13 protein-coding genes are annotated in these 15466 nt (G+C 60.8%); 8 read left to right on the forward strand and 5 right to left on the reverse strand.

Annotated elements, in window-relative coordinates:
* Positions 1-10: 10 nt before the first annotated feature.
* Positions 11-1297 carry a D-amino acid dehydrogenase gene (locus tag ACQ4WY_RS16680; RefSeq protein ID WP_436504980.1) on the reverse strand — a complete coding sequence of 429 codons (1287 nt, stop codon included), beginning with the start codon at positions 1295-1297 and terminating at the stop codon, positions 11-13.
* An 81-nt stretch (positions 1298-1378) separates the two neighbouring features.
* The gene (locus tag ACQ4WY_RS16685) at positions 1379-2725 is read right to left on the reverse strand and encodes a serine hydrolase domain-containing protein (protein ID WP_436504981.1); all 1347 of its coding nucleotides are present in this window, start codon (positions 2723-2725) and stop codon (positions 1379-1381) included.
* A gap of 227 nt (positions 2726-2952) precedes the next feature.
* On the opposite strand from ACQ4WY_RS16685, the gene ACQ4WY_RS16690 reads away from it, so the two are divergent.
* Positions 2953-3693: a GntR family transcriptional regulator gene (locus ACQ4WY_RS16690; RefSeq protein WP_436504982.1), complete on the forward strand. Its 741-nt coding sequence runs from the start codon at positions 2953-2955 to the stop codon at positions 3691-3693.
* Positions 3694-3695: 2 nt separating this feature from the next.
* On the opposite strand, the gene ACQ4WY_RS16695 is transcribed toward ACQ4WY_RS16690, so the two are convergent.
* Positions 3696-4823, reverse strand: a complete 1128-nt coding sequence (locus tag ACQ4WY_RS16695; RefSeq protein WP_436504983.1) for a nuclear transport factor 2 family protein — start codon at positions 4821-4823, stop codon at positions 3696-3698.
* A gap of 142 nt (positions 4824-4965) precedes the next feature.
* Positions 4966-6024 (reverse strand): helix-turn-helix transcriptional regulator, encoded by a 1059-nt coding sequence (locus ACQ4WY_RS16700; protein WP_436504984.1) that lies wholly within the window; start codon positions 6022-6024, stop codon positions 4966-4968.
* A gap of 187 nt (positions 6025-6211) precedes the next feature.
* On the opposite strand from ACQ4WY_RS16700, the gene ACQ4WY_RS16705 reads away from it, so the two are divergent.
* The 7 genes from ACQ4WY_RS16705 (at position 6212) to ACQ4WY_RS16735 (ending at position 13656) form a co-directional block, all read left to right on the forward strand.
* Positions 6212-7093 carry an N-acetylmuramic acid 6-phosphate etherase gene (locus ACQ4WY_RS16705; RefSeq protein WP_353659489.1) on the forward strand — a complete coding sequence of 294 codons (882 nt, stop codon included), beginning with the start codon at positions 6212-6214 and terminating at the stop codon, positions 7091-7093.
* A 45-nt stretch (positions 7094-7138) separates the two neighbouring features.
* Positions 7139-8437, forward strand: a complete 1299-nt coding sequence (locus ACQ4WY_RS16710) for an MFS transporter (protein ID WP_436504985.1) — start codon at positions 7139-7141, stop codon at positions 8435-8437.
* Positions 8438-8528: 91 nt separating this feature from the next.
* A complete protein-coding gene (locus ACQ4WY_RS16715; RefSeq protein ID WP_436504986.1) occupies positions 8529-10190 on the forward strand; it encodes a glycoside hydrolase family 10-like protein in 1662 nt (553 codons plus the stop codon).
* Positions 10191-10277: 87 nt separating this feature from the next.
* On the forward strand, positions 10278-11225 hold the full coding sequence (locus ACQ4WY_RS16720; protein ID WP_436504987.1) for a BadF/BadG/BcrA/BcrD ATPase family protein: 948 nt from the start codon (positions 10278-10280) through the stop codon (positions 11223-11225).
* A 30-nt stretch (positions 11226-11255) separates the two neighbouring features.
* Positions 11256-12056 carry an N-acetylmuramoyl-L-alanine amidase gene (locus ACQ4WY_RS16725; RefSeq protein WP_436504988.1) on the forward strand — a complete coding sequence of 267 codons (801 nt, stop codon included), beginning with the start codon at positions 11256-11258 and terminating at the stop codon, positions 12054-12056.
* A gap of 83 nt (positions 12057-12139) precedes the next feature.
* Positions 12140-13042: a LysR family transcriptional regulator gene (locus tag ACQ4WY_RS16730; RefSeq protein ID WP_305062990.1), complete on the forward strand. Its 903-nt coding sequence runs from the start codon at positions 12140-12142 to the stop codon at positions 13040-13042.
* Positions 13042-13656 (forward strand): M15 family metallopeptidase, encoded by a 615-nt coding sequence (locus ACQ4WY_RS16735; protein ID WP_436504989.1) that lies wholly within the window; start codon positions 13042-13044, stop codon positions 13654-13656. Before ACQ4WY_RS16730 ends, ACQ4WY_RS16735 begins: the two co-directional genes overlap by 1 nt.
* On the opposite strand, the gene ACQ4WY_RS16740 is transcribed toward ACQ4WY_RS16735, so the two are convergent.
* Positions 13657-15036 (reverse strand): sodium-dependent transporter, encoded by a 1380-nt coding sequence (locus tag ACQ4WY_RS16740; RefSeq protein ID WP_436504990.1) that lies wholly within the window; start codon positions 15034-15036, stop codon positions 13657-13659. It abuts the gene before it with no gap.
* Positions 15037-15466 lie beyond the last annotated feature (430 nt).

A 15466-nucleotide genomic window follows, 5' to 3' on the forward strand; every position in this document is an offset into this window, starting at 1 on the left:
CCTTGGCCTGCTATTTTTTCGGGCTGAGGAAGTCCAGCGCGAACGGCGGCGCCTTGCCCGCCATGAGGTCGGCCAGGATGCGCGCCGTGCCGGCGGCAAAGGTAAAGCCCAGCGGGCCATGGCCCACGTTGAGCCACAGATTGCCAACTTTGCTGGCGCCCACGAGCGGCGCGCTGTTCGGCGTGGCGGGGCGCAGGCCAGCCCAGGCCGTGGCCTGGTCGTAATCGGCGCCATGCGGCATGGCTTCGCGCGCCAGGCGCGTCAGGCCGGCGATGCGGCCCCAGTCGATGCTGTTGTCGGCGCCCACCATGTCGACCATGGCGGCCACGCGCAGGTCGCCACCGATGCGCGCATACAGCACCTTGCGTTCGAAATCCGTGATGCTGATCTCGGGCGCCTGGTGCTGCGCGCGGATGGGCGCCGTCAGGCTGTAGCCTTTCAACGGGTACAGGGGCAGGTACACGCCTGCCGTGGCGGCCAGGTCGCGGCTCTGGATGCCGGCCGCCAGCACGTAATGGTCCGCTTGCAGCAAGCCCAGGCTGGTGTCGACGCCCGTGATCCTGCCCTTGTGCGTGACGAGGCGGCGCGCTTCGCCTTTTAATATGAGTGAACAATTCGGGTGCTGCAGCAAGCGCGCTTCCAGGGCCAGGCAAAACGCGTGGCAATCGGCCACCGCTTCGCCTTCCGTGAAGATGCCGCCCGCCAGTGCACCCTGCAGGGCGGCCAGCGCCGGTTCGCGCTGTACGGCTTCAAGCGGCGACAGGACGATGCGCGCTTCTTCCGACTCGGGCCGGGCTATGGCCCGCTGAAAGATGGCCGGCGAGCGGTAGACGATGAGCTTGCCCGCGTCACGCCAGGCATACGCTTCCGGCGGTACGCTCAACTCCAGCTGGGCCATGCCGGCGCGGCTCCATTCTCCCAATTGCAGCAGCTTGGCCGTCGTGCGGGCATTGCTGGCAGCATTGCAATTACGCAGGAAACTGGCCATCCAGCGCCACTGGCGCCAGTCCGCTTCGGGCCGGAAGCGCAGCGGACCATCTTTCTGCAGCAGCCATTGCAGGGCTTTGAAGGGGACGCCCGCGTCCGCCAGGGGCGCCACATAGCGATAGCTGAGCTGGCCGCCATTGCGGTAGCTGGCGGCGATCGCCACTTGTTCATTGCGTTCCAGTAAGGTGACCTTGTAGCCGGCCTCGGCCAGCCACCAGGCCGATGTCAGACCGACGACGCCGCCGCCGATGATGATGACTTGTTGCTGCATGTTGCCTCGCTGCGTTGCGCTCCCATGGTGCGGGAGCATTCGGGAAGAGCTTAGAGGCTGGCCGGTCAGGGAGCCAATGAAACATCATGGTGCAGCCATAACTTTCAGGAATGCACCATTTCAATGCAAGGGCTGATTGTTGGCAATCGCACCACGGTATAGAGTGGTGAGTATCAATTCCTCGCTGCGCCCCATGGCGGAATAGGTGCCCGGATGGCGTTCGGGGTCGCTGCCCGTGCCGCCCACCAGCATCACCATGCCGTTCTTGTTCTTCAAATCGAGCACGAAGGCGGAGACGAGCCCATATGCGTCGCCCAGGTGGCCGACCGCATGAAAACTGGCGCCCTCGACCAGGCCATTGCCCTTCCCCGCCACCGCATCGAACTGCTGGTTGCCCAAGCCCCAGGCGCGGTACAGGCCCTGTTCGCTGTTGCCATTGCCGCGATCGGGCGCCAGCTGCCATTGCCGGGAAAACATCAAGGCGATGCTGGCTGGCTGCAATAGCTGCTTGCCCTGATGACGGCCACCGTCGAGCAGCATCTGCATGACCGTGCCCAGTCCTGCGGCGGAGATGCGCAAGCCGCCCGTGGGACTGAAGACGGTGGCGTTGCTGCCGATCACATAGCTGGCCAGGCCGGCAGGTGGGTGCTTGTAAAAATCATCGGCCTGGGCGATCCACGGCCCTTGCGGTTGCCAGATTTCTGTGTCCAGCGTGCGCTTGCGGTACAAGGTGGCCGTATTCGCCAGCTCTTCCTTGGAGAATGCCGCCGGGTGGTAGCCGCCGCGCACATCGAGGGGATCGAGCAGCAAACGCCGCATCAGCAAGTCGAAGCGCTCGCCCGTGACCTTTTCCATCACGGTGCCGATCACGCCCCAGTTCAGGTTGGCATACGTAAAATAGTGGCCCGGCGCTGCGGCGCGATCCCACATGTTGTCGCCGCCGGCCGTAAACACGTCACGCAGGCTGCGTTCTGGTCCCCATGCGTAGCCGCCAGCGTCGCGCAGCGAGGACGTGTGGCTGAGCAAGCTGCGCAGGGTCACGGCTTGCTGGGGAAAGTGCGGGTTGCGCAGGGAAAAGCCCAGATAGATGCCCACGTCCTGGTCCAGGCTCAGCTTGCCCTGCTCGACCAGCCGCATCAGGCCCAGGGTGGTCATCATCTTCGATACGGAAGCGATGCGGAACAGGGTGGCCGGCGTCACGGGCAAGCTGTCCGCTGGCGTAACGCCGATGTGCCGGTAGCCAAATTGTTGCTGATACGACACTTTCCCCTGGTGGATGGCCAGCACGGACAGGCTGGCCAACGGGTGGGCCTGGTCATCGACGATGGCGGCCAGCGCCGCATCGAGCGCGCGCTGCTGGTCGTGTTGCACGAGCTGCTCAGTACCGCTGCCGGGCGGGGCGGCCAACGCAGTCCAGGTCGTGCCCAGCAGCAGCAAGCCCAGCAATCCCGTCATTTTGTTGATCATGCTTTCCCTGTGTCATGGTGGATGGACGCCTTGCCAGCATAGGGTGGGATGGTTTACTACGCCAATGAAAATTGCTTATTTATCTATAATGCAAAGCTATACGTACGGTAAAACATTGTTTTTTTAAGTGTATAGCCGTTATTTATAGCTATTTTCCATTTATTCATGGGCGGACGGGCTACGCGCAAGCGCCATCGCTATTACACTAGGAGGACAAGGAGAACTGTATGAGCCAGACCAGCGTAGAACTCAAGGTCGATTTAAATGACAATTCGCCTTTATATATGCAGATCGCCCGCAAGCTGAGCGATGACGTACGCAACGGCCGCTACCAGGTAGACCAGGCCCTGCCATCTGAACGTACCCTGTCCGAACTGCTCGACGTATCGCGCGTGACTGCCCGCAAGGCCATCGACCAGCTCGTCGAGCAAGGCCTCGTCGTGCGCCGCCGCGGCTCGGGCAACTATATTGCCCCGCGCATCGAACAGCCGTTGTCGAACCTGTCGAGTTTTTCCGAGCAGCTGCAGCAGCGCGGCTACCGCCCCGGCTCGCGCTGGCTCAAGCGCGAAGTCGTCATCGCCAGCAGTGATGAACAGCTGAGCCTGGGGCTGGCGCAGAATACGAAAGTGGCCCGTCTGGAGCGCTTGCGCCTGGCCGACGACGTGGTGATGGCGTATGAAGTGAGCGTGCTGCCCTTCAGCGTGGTGCCGGACCCGGCCGCCATGGGCGATTCGCTGTATGAATACTTGAGCAGCATCAAGAAGGCCCCCATGCGCGCCTTGCAACACATTCGCGCCATGAATGCGACAGATGTGCTGGCCAAGCAACTGGGTATCCCCGATGGCCAGGCCGTGCTGTTCATCACGCGCATCGCCTACCTGGAGTCGGGCGAAGCGGTGGAACTGACGCATTCGTATTGCCGCAGCGATCATTACGATTTTGTGGCGGAAATGCGTCGCGCTCCATAAATTTACTGCTCGAACAGGCGCATCATGGATTCCGCCACGCCGACGGACGACTCCCAGCTCATGCCGGTCACTAGCCGGCCATCGACCTCGACGTGACTCTTGCCGTTGGCGCCGTGTCTGAATATGCCGCCATGGCGCTTGATGCTGGCTTCTGCCGAAAAGGGATAGGCCTTGTAGATCGGCGATTCCTTGTTGAGAAACGCATCGGGGAACGAGGTGAGCACCTTGCCCTGGATCAGGAAAGTACCGTCACTGAGCTTCAGGTTCTTGATGCCCTCGGTGCCATGGCAGATTGCCGCGATCACCCCGCCTTGTTGTTCGTAGATATGCAAGGCGATGTCCTGGAGCGGCTTGTTTTCCGGGATGCCGACGATGGCCGCGCCGCCGCCGACAAAAGCCATGCCCGCATACTCGTCTGCCTTGACCTCGGAGACGGGCTTGGTATGGGCCAGTGCCCACATGAAATCACTGTCGTACAGATGCTTTTTGAGCAGCTCGTCCGACGTGACGATCATTTCCAAAGGAATGGCGCCCCCCTCGGGACTGACGAAGTCGACCGCGTAACCTGCTTTGCGAAATGCATCATAGGTATAGGCCAGCTCGGGAAAATTATTGCCTGCGTTAATTTTTGTGCCGGGATATTGATGCACATTCGACACGACCAGCAGCACCTTGCGTGCATGGCGCGCGGCTGCTGGTTCGCGATGGGCCGACTTGCTGACGATCTTCCAGTTGCCGGCGATCTTTTTCAGAAGAAATACATCCACATAGCGGACCCCTTGCTGGGGAAGGTGGATCTCGGCCTTGGCGGTGGCCACCTTGCCGCTCACATCCACCTTGATCAGTCGCCCGTGGCGCCCATTGAATTGCCCTATTTTCTCTTGGGAAAAGAGTTTTGCGTATTCCGGACCGCTCAACTCCCATTCCGCATCGTTTTTGCCGTCCAGGTAAAGGCGGGAATTTGCATGGAAGGCCTGGTTGATTTCGCTCTGTACGTTAAAGCTGGTGCCATGCATATACAAGCGCACGGTCTCCCGGATGGCATTTTCGTCCTGGTCTGCGGCGGTGCCGATGGCGGTGATGCTCAGGAAGCAACAGGCGAGTATCGTTCGCAATAAAAACTGAATCATGGATGTACCCTGCATATAGAACTGCGTTTATCGGAGCAACGACTATTTCAGATCGCTGGTGGTCGATAATTTATCGAAGTGCAGGGGAATTGATGTCGTCAAACATGATTTCAGACTCCGGAATGGCGATTCCGGAGAGGTTTTACGCGGAAATAGCCTTGGCCGCCTGACCAGATTGGGCCCGGAAGCTGGCGGGCGTCTGTCCAGCCACTTTCTTGAAGGTCGAGTAGAAGGTGGAACTGGAATTGAATCCGCAGCGCTCGGCAACGGTATCCATGTTCAGTTGCGGCTCGTCGGTCAATACCTGTTTCGCTTCGGCGATACGGTATTCGTTGACGTAGGTATTGAAGCTTTTGCTCAGCTTGTCATTCAGCACCTGCGATACCAGCGCCTGCGTGCATCCCGCCCGCTTGGCCAGTTGGGCCAGGGTGAGGTTCGGATTCAGATAGGATTTTTGCCCGCTCATCTGTTGTTCCAGCGCAGCGAGCACGGCAAGCGCATCTTCGTGCGTCAGGCGGCTATTTTGGTACTTCTGCTTCGGGTCGGTAGGCGTCGAGGTTTCCTTTCTCAGTAGAAAGACCATGACCGCGACATGCAGCGAGAAGGTGAACGACAAGGCGCCAACTATATAGGACGTGAACGGCGTGCTCGCGTACGCCGCCAGCATGACGCAGCTGCCTGCAAAGACGCTCAGCAGGAGCACGCTGCTGGTCGCCATCCGCTGTCCGTCGTTCAGCCATGCATGGCGGCTTTGCCAGAGCAACTTGGCAGTTGCCAGCAGGTAGCATAGCCAGAACACATGAATGGCATGGCTCGACAGGTCCCACGCAGGACGATACGCGGAATACGGAAAGGCAACGCCAATGACTATCAGCAGGAAGGACAAGCCCAAGTGCCAGCGCCATTGTTGGCCGGCAGGTAGTTGCGCGAGCCCGGCCAGGAAAGAGCGCACATAGAGATAGGTCAAGGGACCGATCAGCAGGCAGGCCGACAGGCCCAGCTGGCGGAATTCGATTGCGATCGCAGGGTTGAAGTAGAGGAAGGCGGATTTGGCGGTGCGCACCCCGACGGCAAGCAGCAATGCACCGAGCATGCAATCGGCGAGGCAGCGAGGCCGACGGCTGAAAAAATAGACGGCCAGGAAAATGCCGTTGATGGCGCCAAGGGCGCTAAACAGGAACAGCAATTGGCGAGCGATCATGGGGCGTGTCGTTGATGTTGGCGTCGAGCTGAAGTATAGACACAAACGGGAGCGTATCGAAGTACAAGTAGCACACCACCTTCCTGCACTAGCCATAAACTCCCGTTATGCCCACCCGCCATCCTTTCATGGTTGATCTCGCTCGTTGGTATTAAACTGGTTTCACCTTCAACCATGTTCTGAAATCATGTTGAAAACTGAAACCCCGAGCCGGCGGCATCCGGATCTGGACCTGTATCCGGTGGAGCAATTGGTGGCAGCGCTGGTCGATGACCAGTTCTGGGCCGTCGAAGCCGTGCGGCTGGCGTCGCCCGACATTGCTGCCGCCATCACGGCCGCCCTGCCCCGCATCGCCGCTGGCGGACGCCTGCTGTACGTGGGCGCCGGCACGTCTGGACGCTTGGGCGTGCTCGACAGCGTTGAACTCAATCCCACGTTTTCCTGGCCGCCCGAGCGGGCCGTCGCCATCCTGGCCGGCGGCGCGGGCGCGATGTTTACGGCCGTCGAAGGGGCGGAAGATGATTTATCGCAAGGCGAGCGGGACTTGCTGGCCCTGCAGCCACAAGCCAACGACGTGGTGATCCTGCTGGCCGCCTCGGGCGCCACGCCCTACGTGCTGGGCGCGCTGCTGGCCGCGCGCACGGCGGGCGCCTTGACCATCGGCATCGCCAACAATGTGGACGCCCCCGTGGCGCACGAGGCGCAATGCGGCATCGTTCTCGACACAGGTATGGAAGTCATTTCCGGCAGCACGCGCTTGAAAGCGGGCACGGCGCAAAAAATTACCCTGAACACGATTTCCAGCGCCCTGATGGTCGGTTTGCACAAAACTTACGGAAACTTGATGGTAGACTTGAAGCCGACCAACGCCAAGCTGATCTGGCGGGCGGTGCGTCTGACCATGCATGCCACCGGCGCCAGCGAGGCGCAGGCCAGGATTGTGCTGGAGCAATGCCAATTTCACGTCAAGGTGGCGATAGTTGCCTTGATCAAAAAAATCAACACAAACCAGGCACAGGCATTGTTGGCCGGCGCGGACGGCAGTGTGCGGGCGGCACTGGCGGCGTGATCCGATGGCGCGGCATTCTTCTGTCTGGGAGACAAAGAAGGATGTATGGAGCTAGTGAAACAAACCGCCCCGGCGCGCGCAAATAAGCCGTGGCTGTGGATCCCTTCCCTGTATTTCGGCCAGGGCATCCCCTATGTAGTGGTCATGACCTTGTCCGTGATCATGTACAAGAACTATGGTTTCAGCAATACGGATATCGCGCTGTATACCAGCTGGCTGTATTTGCCCTGGGTCATCAAGCCCCTGTGGTCGCCCTTCATCGATATGTACCGCACCAAGCGCTTCTGGATCGTCGGCTTGCAGTTGGTGATCGGCGCCGCGCTGGCGCTGGTGGCCTTGACGACCTCGCTGCCGCACTTTTTTCAGATCAGCCTGGCCATCTTCTGGCTGATGGCCTTCAGTTCCGCCACGCATGATATTGCCGCCGACGGCTTTTATATGCTGGGCCTGGAAGAGCACCAGCAGGCGGCCTTTGTCGGCGTGCGCAGCACGTTTTACCGCCTGGCGATGATCGCGGGCCAGGGCGGCCTCGTGTATCTGGCCGGCTATTTGACGCATGCGACGGGCAATGTGCAACTGGCCTGGTCCGTCGTGTTCGCGATTTTGGCGGGCCTGTTCATCGCCCTCTTCCTGTATCACTACTTCGTTTTACCGAAACCCAAGGATGACCGCCCCAGCATCCAGGGCGCCGGTATTTCTCCGTTGCAGGAATTCATCGCCACTTTTGCGTCCTTCTTCAAGAAGAAGGATATTCTCGTCATCCTGGGATTTTTGCTGCTGTTCCGCCTCGGCGAAGCGCAACTGTTGAAGTTGGCTGCGCCCTTCCTGCTCGACCCCGTCGCCAAGGGCGGCCTGGGCCTCAGCACGGAACAGGTGGGCCTCGTCTACGGCACCATCGGCGTGATCGCCCTGACCCTGGGCGGCTTGCTGGGAGGCTTCATCATTTCCCGCTTCGGCTTGAAACGCTGTTTGTGGATCATGGTGCTGTCCGTCCACTTGCCCGACCTGGTCTTCGTTTACCTGGCCAGCGCCTTGCCCAGCAGCATCTATGTGATCGCCGGTGGGATTGCGCTTGAGCAATTTGGCTATGGCTTCGGTTTCGCGTCGTATATGTTGTACATGATCATGGTGTCCGATGGCGCGCACAAAACGGCCCATTACGCCATTTGCACGGGTTTCATGGCCCTGGGTATGATGCTGCCGGGCATGGCCAGCGGTTGGATCCAGCAAATGCTTGGCTACCAGCACTTCTTCATCTGGGTTTGCATCGCCACGATTCCCGCCTTCATCATGGCCGCGCTGGTCAAGATCGATCCCGAATTCGGCAAGAAGGCCGAGGCCTGATTCTTTTGAACCGTGCGCCCGCAAGGATGGCGGGCGCACAGTAAAATGCCCGCACCGATAGACCTGCGCTCCACCACTGCAAGGAATTGTTTTGTTGTCTACTTTTAAAAAACGCCTGGGCGCCACGGCTGGCGTGCTGGCCGCGCTGGCCACCGCCACATTGCTCAGCAGCTGTACCAGCACCAAACTGCCCTCCGCAGTGACGCCGGGCGAAGCGGGTTTGCCGGCCGTGCCGCCCGTGCAGCACATCACGGGCGAAGTGCCGCCGCCGGCGCCGCGCGAATTCCGCGCCGCCTGGGTCTCGACGGTCGCCAATATCGACTGGCCTAGCCGCAGCAATTTGCCGGTGGCCAAGCAGCAAGCCGAGGCGATCGCCATCCTTGACCGCGCCAAGTCCTTGAATCTGAACGCGATTGTGCTGCAGGTACGGCCCAGCGCCGACACGATTTACCCGTCGCAGCTGGAGCCGTGGTCGGAATACCTGACCGGCAAGCAGGGGCAGCCGCCGTTGCCCATGTATGACCCGCTGGCTTTCTGGGTGGCGCAGGCGCATGCGCGCGGCCTGGAATTGCATGCATGGTTCAACCCTTACCGGGCCCGTCACGCGACGGCCAAGTCGCCGCTGGCGCGCGACAGTTTCGCTTCCACCAACCCGGCATCCGTCAAGCAATACGGCCGCTACCTGTGGATGGACCCGGGCGACGCCGCCGCTTCCAGGCACACGACGGACGTGGTACTGGACGTGGTACGCCGCTACGATATCGATGGCGTGCACATCGACGACTACTTTTATCCGTATCCGATCGACGCGCCTGGCGCCGGCGCCGGTGCCGAAACAGCCGCGCTGGATGCGGGCAATGGCGGCGCCAAGCGCGAACTGCCGTTCCCCGATGAACCTTCCTGGCAGCAATATCTGCTAGCCGGTGGCCAGCTGGACCGCCCTTCCTGGCGCCGCCAGAACGTCAACCAGCTGATCGAAGCCCTGTATACAGGCATCCACCGCGAAAAGAGCTGGGTGCGCTTCGGCATCAGCCCGTTTGGCATTGGCCGTCCTGACCGCCGCCCTGCCGGCATCGTCGGCTTCAGCCAGTACGATAAATTGTATGCGGATGCGGAACTGTGGCTGGCCAAGGGCTGGCTCGACTATCTGTCGCCGCAGTTGTACTGGCCCGTGGCGCAGGCGCCGCAAGCGTTTGGCGTGCTGCTCGACTATTGGCTGGCGCAAAATCCGTATGGCCGCCACGTGTGGCCGGGTTTATATACGAGCCGTATCGACAATTCCGCCAAGTCCTTCACGCCGCAAGAGATCATCAAGCAGATCGAAGTGACGCGCACGCGTTCCGGCGCGAATGGCCAAGTGCATTTCAGCATGGCGCCCCTGATGCAGAACCGTAAGGGTGTCAGCGAGCAACTCAAGGCGAACGTGTATCAGAGCCCTGCCCTGATTCCCGCCACGCCGTGGCTGGGCAAGGAAGCGCCCGGTACGCCGGTGCTGGCCTTGCGCCGCGATTCCACCAGCCTGAATGTAAAACTGACGGCGGGCGGCGGCAAAGCCGTGGCCCAGTACGCCGTGTGGGCGCGCTATGGCGAAGACTGGCGCTTCACGGTGGTCACGGGCGTGCAGGGCGAGCTGACCCTGGTTGATGATGCCACTGGTAAAGTCAACGCGGTGGTGGTCAGCGCCGTGGACCGCCTCGGCAATGAAAGCCCCCGCGTCACCGTGCGCGCACCGTTTACGGCCCCCGCCAAGTAATTGTTCACCGTTAGTCCATAACCTGCAGGCATGAAACATGCGTAAGCTTTCATGCCTGCAAGTTCAGCTTGGCTTTACACTCATGCCATGATTTCCATCCCTGCAACCAATACTGACACTGCCGTGCTCGGGCTGGGCATCGACGCGGGCGGCACGCAGACGCGCTGGGCCCTGGCCACCGTCGACGGCGCCATCGTGGCCGACGGTGCCGTGGAAGGCTTATCTGCCTTGCAAATGGGCAGCGATGCGGGCCGCGCGGCCATGCATGCCACTTTTACCAGGCTGTGCCAGGCCGTGCTGGCCGTCGGCCGGCCGCGCGCCGTGGTGGCGGGCTTGACGGGCTTTGGCGGTGATGATGTGGCACTGACGCAAGCGCTGGCCGCCTTGCTGGCGCTGGACGCCGCCGACGTCAGTGTATGCAACGATATCGAGATTGCCTATCGCGACAGCTTTGATCCAGGTCAGGGTTATCTGGTCTACGCTGGCACGGGCTCGATCGCCGCCTGGATCGATACGGATGGCGTGTTTCACCGCGCGGGCGGGCGCGGCGTGCTGCTCGACGATGGCGGCGGCGGCTACTGGATCGCGCGCGAAGCCTTGCGCCACATCTGGCGCCGCGAAGATGAGGCGCCCGGCAGCTGGCAAGGGTCGCCCATGGCCGGGGCCGTGTTTGCGCATCTCGGCGGCAGCGACTGGTCGCTGTCGCGCACCTTCATGTATGGCCAGGACCGGGGCGCCATCGGCCGGCTGGCATTGGCCGTGGCCGCCAGTGCGGATGCCGACCCGCTGGCGCTGGACATCTTGCAGCGCGCGGGACAGGAACTGGCGCGTCTGGCGCTGGCCCTGACGGCGCGCTACGGTCCGCGTCCCGTGGTGCTGGCGGGCCGTGCGGCGCAGTTGCACCCGGCCATTGCGGTTGCCATGCGCGCCGCTTTGCCGGTATCGTTGATGATGGAGCAAAAAGATGCCCGTGCGCATGAGGCTGCGGCCAAGCTGGCAGCCCGGGCAGCCAGCCAGCGTACTGGCAAGAACTGACTATTTTATTAACCCGAACATGGATCTTTCATGAAAAAAATCGCCCTCGCCCTGCTGGTGGCCCTGCTCTCCGCCTGTACCACGCCCGCGCCGCACCTCGACCATAGCCTGACGGCGCGCAGCCAGAGCCCGCGCGTGAAATTCATCGTCATCCATTACACGGTCAGCGACCTGCCACGCTCGATCAAGATCCTGACGGAACAAGTGGTCAGCAGCCATTATTTGCTGACCGACACGGACAAGCCGAAGTTTTACGTGCTGGTCGACGAATCGCGCCAGGCCAATCACGCGGGTGTGAGTAACTGGAAGACTTATACACAGTTGAATGTCAGCTCGATCGGCATCGAGATCGTCAACCCCGGCTACAAGGACACGCCGGAAGGCCGTCTCTGGTATCCATTTCCGCAGGCGCAGATCGATGAGCTGATTCCGCTGTTGAAAGATATCCAGGCCCGTTACAACATCGCGCCGGAAAATATCCTGGGCCACAACGAAATCGCCCCGCAGCGCAAGCAGGATCCGGGCCCCCTGTTTCCATGGCGTCAGTTGGCCGCTGCGGGCCTGATCGTCTGGCCGGACGCGAACCGCGTGGCAGCGCAGCGAATCATTTTTGAGCAGCAAGTGCCGGACGCCGTCTGGTTCCAGAAAAAGCTGGCCCAGCACGGCTATGCGACGCCGAATACGGGCGTCTTCGATGAAGCGACGCGCAATGTATTGATCGCCTTCCAGATGAAATACCGCAATACGCTGTTTGATGGCACGCCCGATGGCGAAACGGCGGCCCTGCTGGAAGTGCTGACGACGCCGGCCCCAGCTGTTGCAACAAAGTAGCACTGCCGTTCCAGCCCATGACTTTTTCTTATATGCTGAACGTTGACGGCCCAGGCGGCCACGGCAAGGTAAAGGAATAGCTCATGCGGCTGCGTCATATCGAAGTGTTTCACGCCATCATGCAAGTTGGCACCATCAGCGGCGCCGCCCAGGTGTTGCATATCTCGCAACCAGCCGTGACCAAGGTCTTGCAGCATTGCGAATTGCAACTGGGCATGCCGCTGTTCGAGCGCGTGCGGGGCAAGCTGTACCCGAAGCCGGAGGCGCACCGTTTGTTTGTTGAAACGGAAAAGCTCAATCGCGACTTATTGGGTATCCGCCGCCTGGCGGCCAGCCTGAAGGGCCACGCGGTGGAAACCATCCGCCTGGTCTCCACGCCGACGATCGCCATCAGCGTCTTGCCGTTTGCCATGACGGAATGGCGGCGCGACTTTCCCCACACACGTTGCCAGCTGGCCACCCACCACACGGGCGAGATCGTCAATACCCTGCGCCTGGGCGAAGCGGACCTGGCGGTGTCGCTGCAAGACCCGCGCCATCCGGGCATCGTGGCCGAACCGATCGCGCAGGGCGTCATGACGGTGATCGCGCCGGCCGGCACCTGGCATGCGGCCGATTGCGGCACGCCCTTGACGGCGCATGGCCTGAATGGCGAGCTGATCGGCCATGCGGATAACGATCCGCTGGGCGAACTGGTGGTCGCCGCCTGCGAGGCGCAGGATATCCACCCCGTCTTTTCCACCGTGGTGCAAACCTATCAAATTGCCCGTTCCCTGGTAGAAGCGGGCGCCGGCATGGCTGTGGTCGACCCGTTTACGGCCGCCTCCGGCTCGCCCGAGCGCCTGCAGCGTCGTCCCTGGGCGCCAGCCATCCCCATCCAACTGTATTTATTGACGGCGAGCCACTCGCCGCTGTCGCATGGCGCGCGGCGCCTGGCCGACAGCATAGGTGTGGCGGCGCGCAACTGCCTGGAAAGAGGAGTCTGATGTCTGTTGCAAGTTTGCAATTGGAAGCGGTCGGCAGCGATCCGCAATTTCGCCACCTGAGCAGCATCGCCGGCATCGCCGTCGACTTGCGCTATGCCACGCCCGAGAATTTTGTCGGCCGCGATTTATACAGCCCCATCGATTGCGCCTGGCTGCACCGCGATGCCGCCGCGGCACTGGAACAGGCCGTGGCCTGGCTGGCCGCGCATCGCCCCGATCATCATCTATTGGTGCTCGACGCCTTGCGCCCGCAGCGGGTGCAGCAGCAACTGTGGGATGCGCTGCAGGGAACGGAGTTACTGGGCTATATCGCGGAACCGTCGCGCGGCTCGATCCACTCATTTGGCATGGCGCTCGACATCACCATCGTGGGGCCGGACGGTCAGGAACTGGACATGGGCACGGGCTTCGATGATCTGAGTGAGCGCTCGCATCCGGCGCTGGAGCTGGTTTTGCTGGAAAAGGGAGAAATCACGGAGGAGCACGTGGCGCATCGTCGCTTGTTGCGCGACGCCATGTTCCAGGCGGGCTTTTTCGGTATCAACAGCGAATGGTGGCATTTCGATTGCGGCGACCGGGTGCTGGTGCGCCAGACCTACACCCGGGTTCTCTGATTAGAAGACCTGTAAACCCTTCAGCATCACGATTAGGATCAGCACGGGCGAGACAAAGCGCAGCAGAAACAGCAGCACATGCGCCAGGGTCTTGTTCTGCAACTGGCCGTGATTGCTGATCGCCTCAATGAAATGCTGTTTGCCCCAGGCCCAGCCTGTAAACAAGGCAATTGCGATGCCGCCTACCGGCAGGAAGATATTCGACGAGACGAAGTCGAACAGATCAAACATATTCAAGTTAAATAGCTTGAAGTCCGCCAGGGTGCTGTTGCTCAGCGCGCACACGGAGCCGAGCACGGCCAGCAGCAGCATGGTCACGATGGTGGCCTTGGTACGCGTCCAGCCAAAGCGTTCATGGAAAATCACCACGGGCACTTCCATCAGCGACAGCATCGCCCCCGTGGCGGCCACGGCGGCCAGGATGAAGAACACCACCATCAGGACTTGCCCCATGGGAATTTGCGAAAACACGGCCGGGATGGTGATGAACACCAGCGACGGTCCCGCACTGGGGGCGAAGCCAAACGTGAACACGGCGGGGAAGATGGCGATACCGGCCAGCATCGATACACCGAGGTCGGCCGCCATCACGCGCAAGGTGGTGACGGGGATATTCTGGTCATCGCGGAAATAGCTGCCGTAGGTCATCATCGTGCCCATGCCGACGGACAATTTGAAGAAGGCCAGGCCCATGGCCGTCAGCACGACAGAGGCCGTCAGCTTGGAAAAATCAGGGCGGAACAGAAACGCCAGGCCTTCGCCCGCTTTATCGAGCGACAGGCTGACCGCGCAGAGCAGTAGCAGCAGCAGGAACAGCAGCGGCATGAGTTTCTTGGCGATCGCTTCGATGCCTTTGGTCACGCCCAGCATCAATATGCCGCCGATAAACAGCAGCACGCCCCATTGCCAGAACAGCGATTGCAGGGGATTGCTGATCAGCGAAGCGAAGGCCGCTTCCGTCACCTGCCTGTCGCTGCTGAGGATGGAGCCATCGATGGCCTTGGCGATGTAGGCAAACACCCAGCCCACCACTTCCGAATAAAACGCGACGATCAGGAAGGCGGCGATCATGCCGATCACGCCAACCAGCCACCAGGGTTTGCCCTTCGGTGCCAGCTGTTCCATGGTCGAGATCGGGTTGACCTTGGCCCGGCGTCCCAGGGTGATTTCCGCGATCATCACGGGCAGTCCCACCAATAAGGTGGCGAGCAGATAGATGAGCAGGAAGCCAGCGCCGCCATTGGCGCCCGTCAGGTAGGGGAACTTCCAGATATTGCCGAGACCGACTGCGGAACCGAGGGTGGCGGCGAGCACGCCGAAGCCAGTGGTAAAGCCAGCTCGTTTCAGGGTCAGGCCTGATCCTTGAGCTTGTTGTTTCATGGTGAATCTTCTATGGTGGGACGCGAATTTGCGTTGAGGGGGCGAAATTGTAGCAGTTGGCCGCAAAAGCCTTGCTTCTACAGGGGCGCTTTGCTATAGTTCGCCTCCCCAATGAGACGCAGTCAAATGCGGCAGTTGAGGATCACCGGAAACGGCGATGAGTAGTAAAGAAGGAGTTGACGGACGTAGCAAAATGCTTCATACTCTTCCTTCTTCGCAGCTGACAAACACAACGCTTTGTCGATAGCGCGAAAGCAGTAACCGAATACAGTTCTTTAACAATTAACAGTCGATAAGTGTGGGCATTTGATGTAAGTGCAGCGTCAATCTTCGGATTGGCGTCTAACTTAAAATATCAAATGTTCACAAGAAATAATGAAATAGGATACTTCTTCGGAAGTAGCCTGTCAGTTTTTTGAGTGAGCGACCC

Origin of the sequence: Janthinobacterium salmonicoloratum (assembly GCF_051380845.1) — a bacterium.
Lineage (GTDB): Bacteria > Pseudomonadota > Gammaproteobacteria > Burkholderiales > Burkholderiaceae_D > Janthinobacterium > Janthinobacterium lividum_F.

Excerpts from the sequence above, each read along its gene's own strand:
- ACQ4WY_RS16680 (WP_436504980.1), bottom strand. The coding sequence starts at position 1,297 with ATGCTCCCGCACCATGGGAGCGCAACGCAGCGAGGCAACATGCAGCAA.
- ACQ4WY_RS16685 (WP_436504981.1), bottom strand. The coding sequence starts at position 2,725 with ATGATCAACAAAATGACGGGATTGCTGGGCTTGCTGCTGCTGGGCACG.
- ACQ4WY_RS16690 (WP_436504982.1), top strand. The coding sequence starts at position 2,953 with ATGAGCCAGACCAGCGTAGAACTCAAGGTCGATTTAAATGACAATTCG.
- ACQ4WY_RS16695 (WP_436504983.1), bottom strand. The coding sequence starts at position 4,823 with ATGATTCAGTTTTTATTGCGAACGATACTCGCCTGTTGCTTCCTGAGC.
- ACQ4WY_RS16700 (WP_436504984.1), bottom strand. The coding sequence starts at position 6,024 with ATGATCGCTCGCCAATTGCTGTTCCTGTTTAGCGCCCTTGGCGCCATC.
- ACQ4WY_RS16705 (WP_353659489.1), top strand. The coding sequence starts at position 6,212 with ATGTTGAAAACTGAAACCCCGAGCCGGCGGCATCCGGATCTGGACCTG.
- ACQ4WY_RS16710 (WP_436504985.1), top strand. The coding sequence starts at position 7,139 with ATGGAGCTAGTGAAACAAACCGCCCCGGCGCGCGCAAATAAGCCGTGG.
- ACQ4WY_RS16720 (WP_436504987.1), top strand. The coding sequence starts at position 10,278 with ATGATTTCCATCCCTGCAACCAATACTGACACTGCCGTGCTCGGGCTG.
- ACQ4WY_RS16725 (WP_436504988.1), top strand. The coding sequence starts at position 11,256 with ATGAAAAAAATCGCCCTCGCCCTGCTGGTGGCCCTGCTCTCCGCCTGT.
- ACQ4WY_RS16730 (WP_305062990.1), top strand. The coding sequence starts at position 12,140 with ATGCGGCTGCGTCATATCGAAGTGTTTCACGCCATCATGCAAGTTGGC.
- ACQ4WY_RS16735 (WP_436504989.1), top strand. The coding sequence starts at position 13,042 with ATGTCTGTTGCAAGTTTGCAATTGGAAGCGGTCGGCAGCGATCCGCAA.
- ACQ4WY_RS16740 (WP_436504990.1), bottom strand. The coding sequence starts at position 15,036 with ATGAAACAACAAGCTCAAGGATCAGGCCTGACCCTGAAACGAGCTGGC.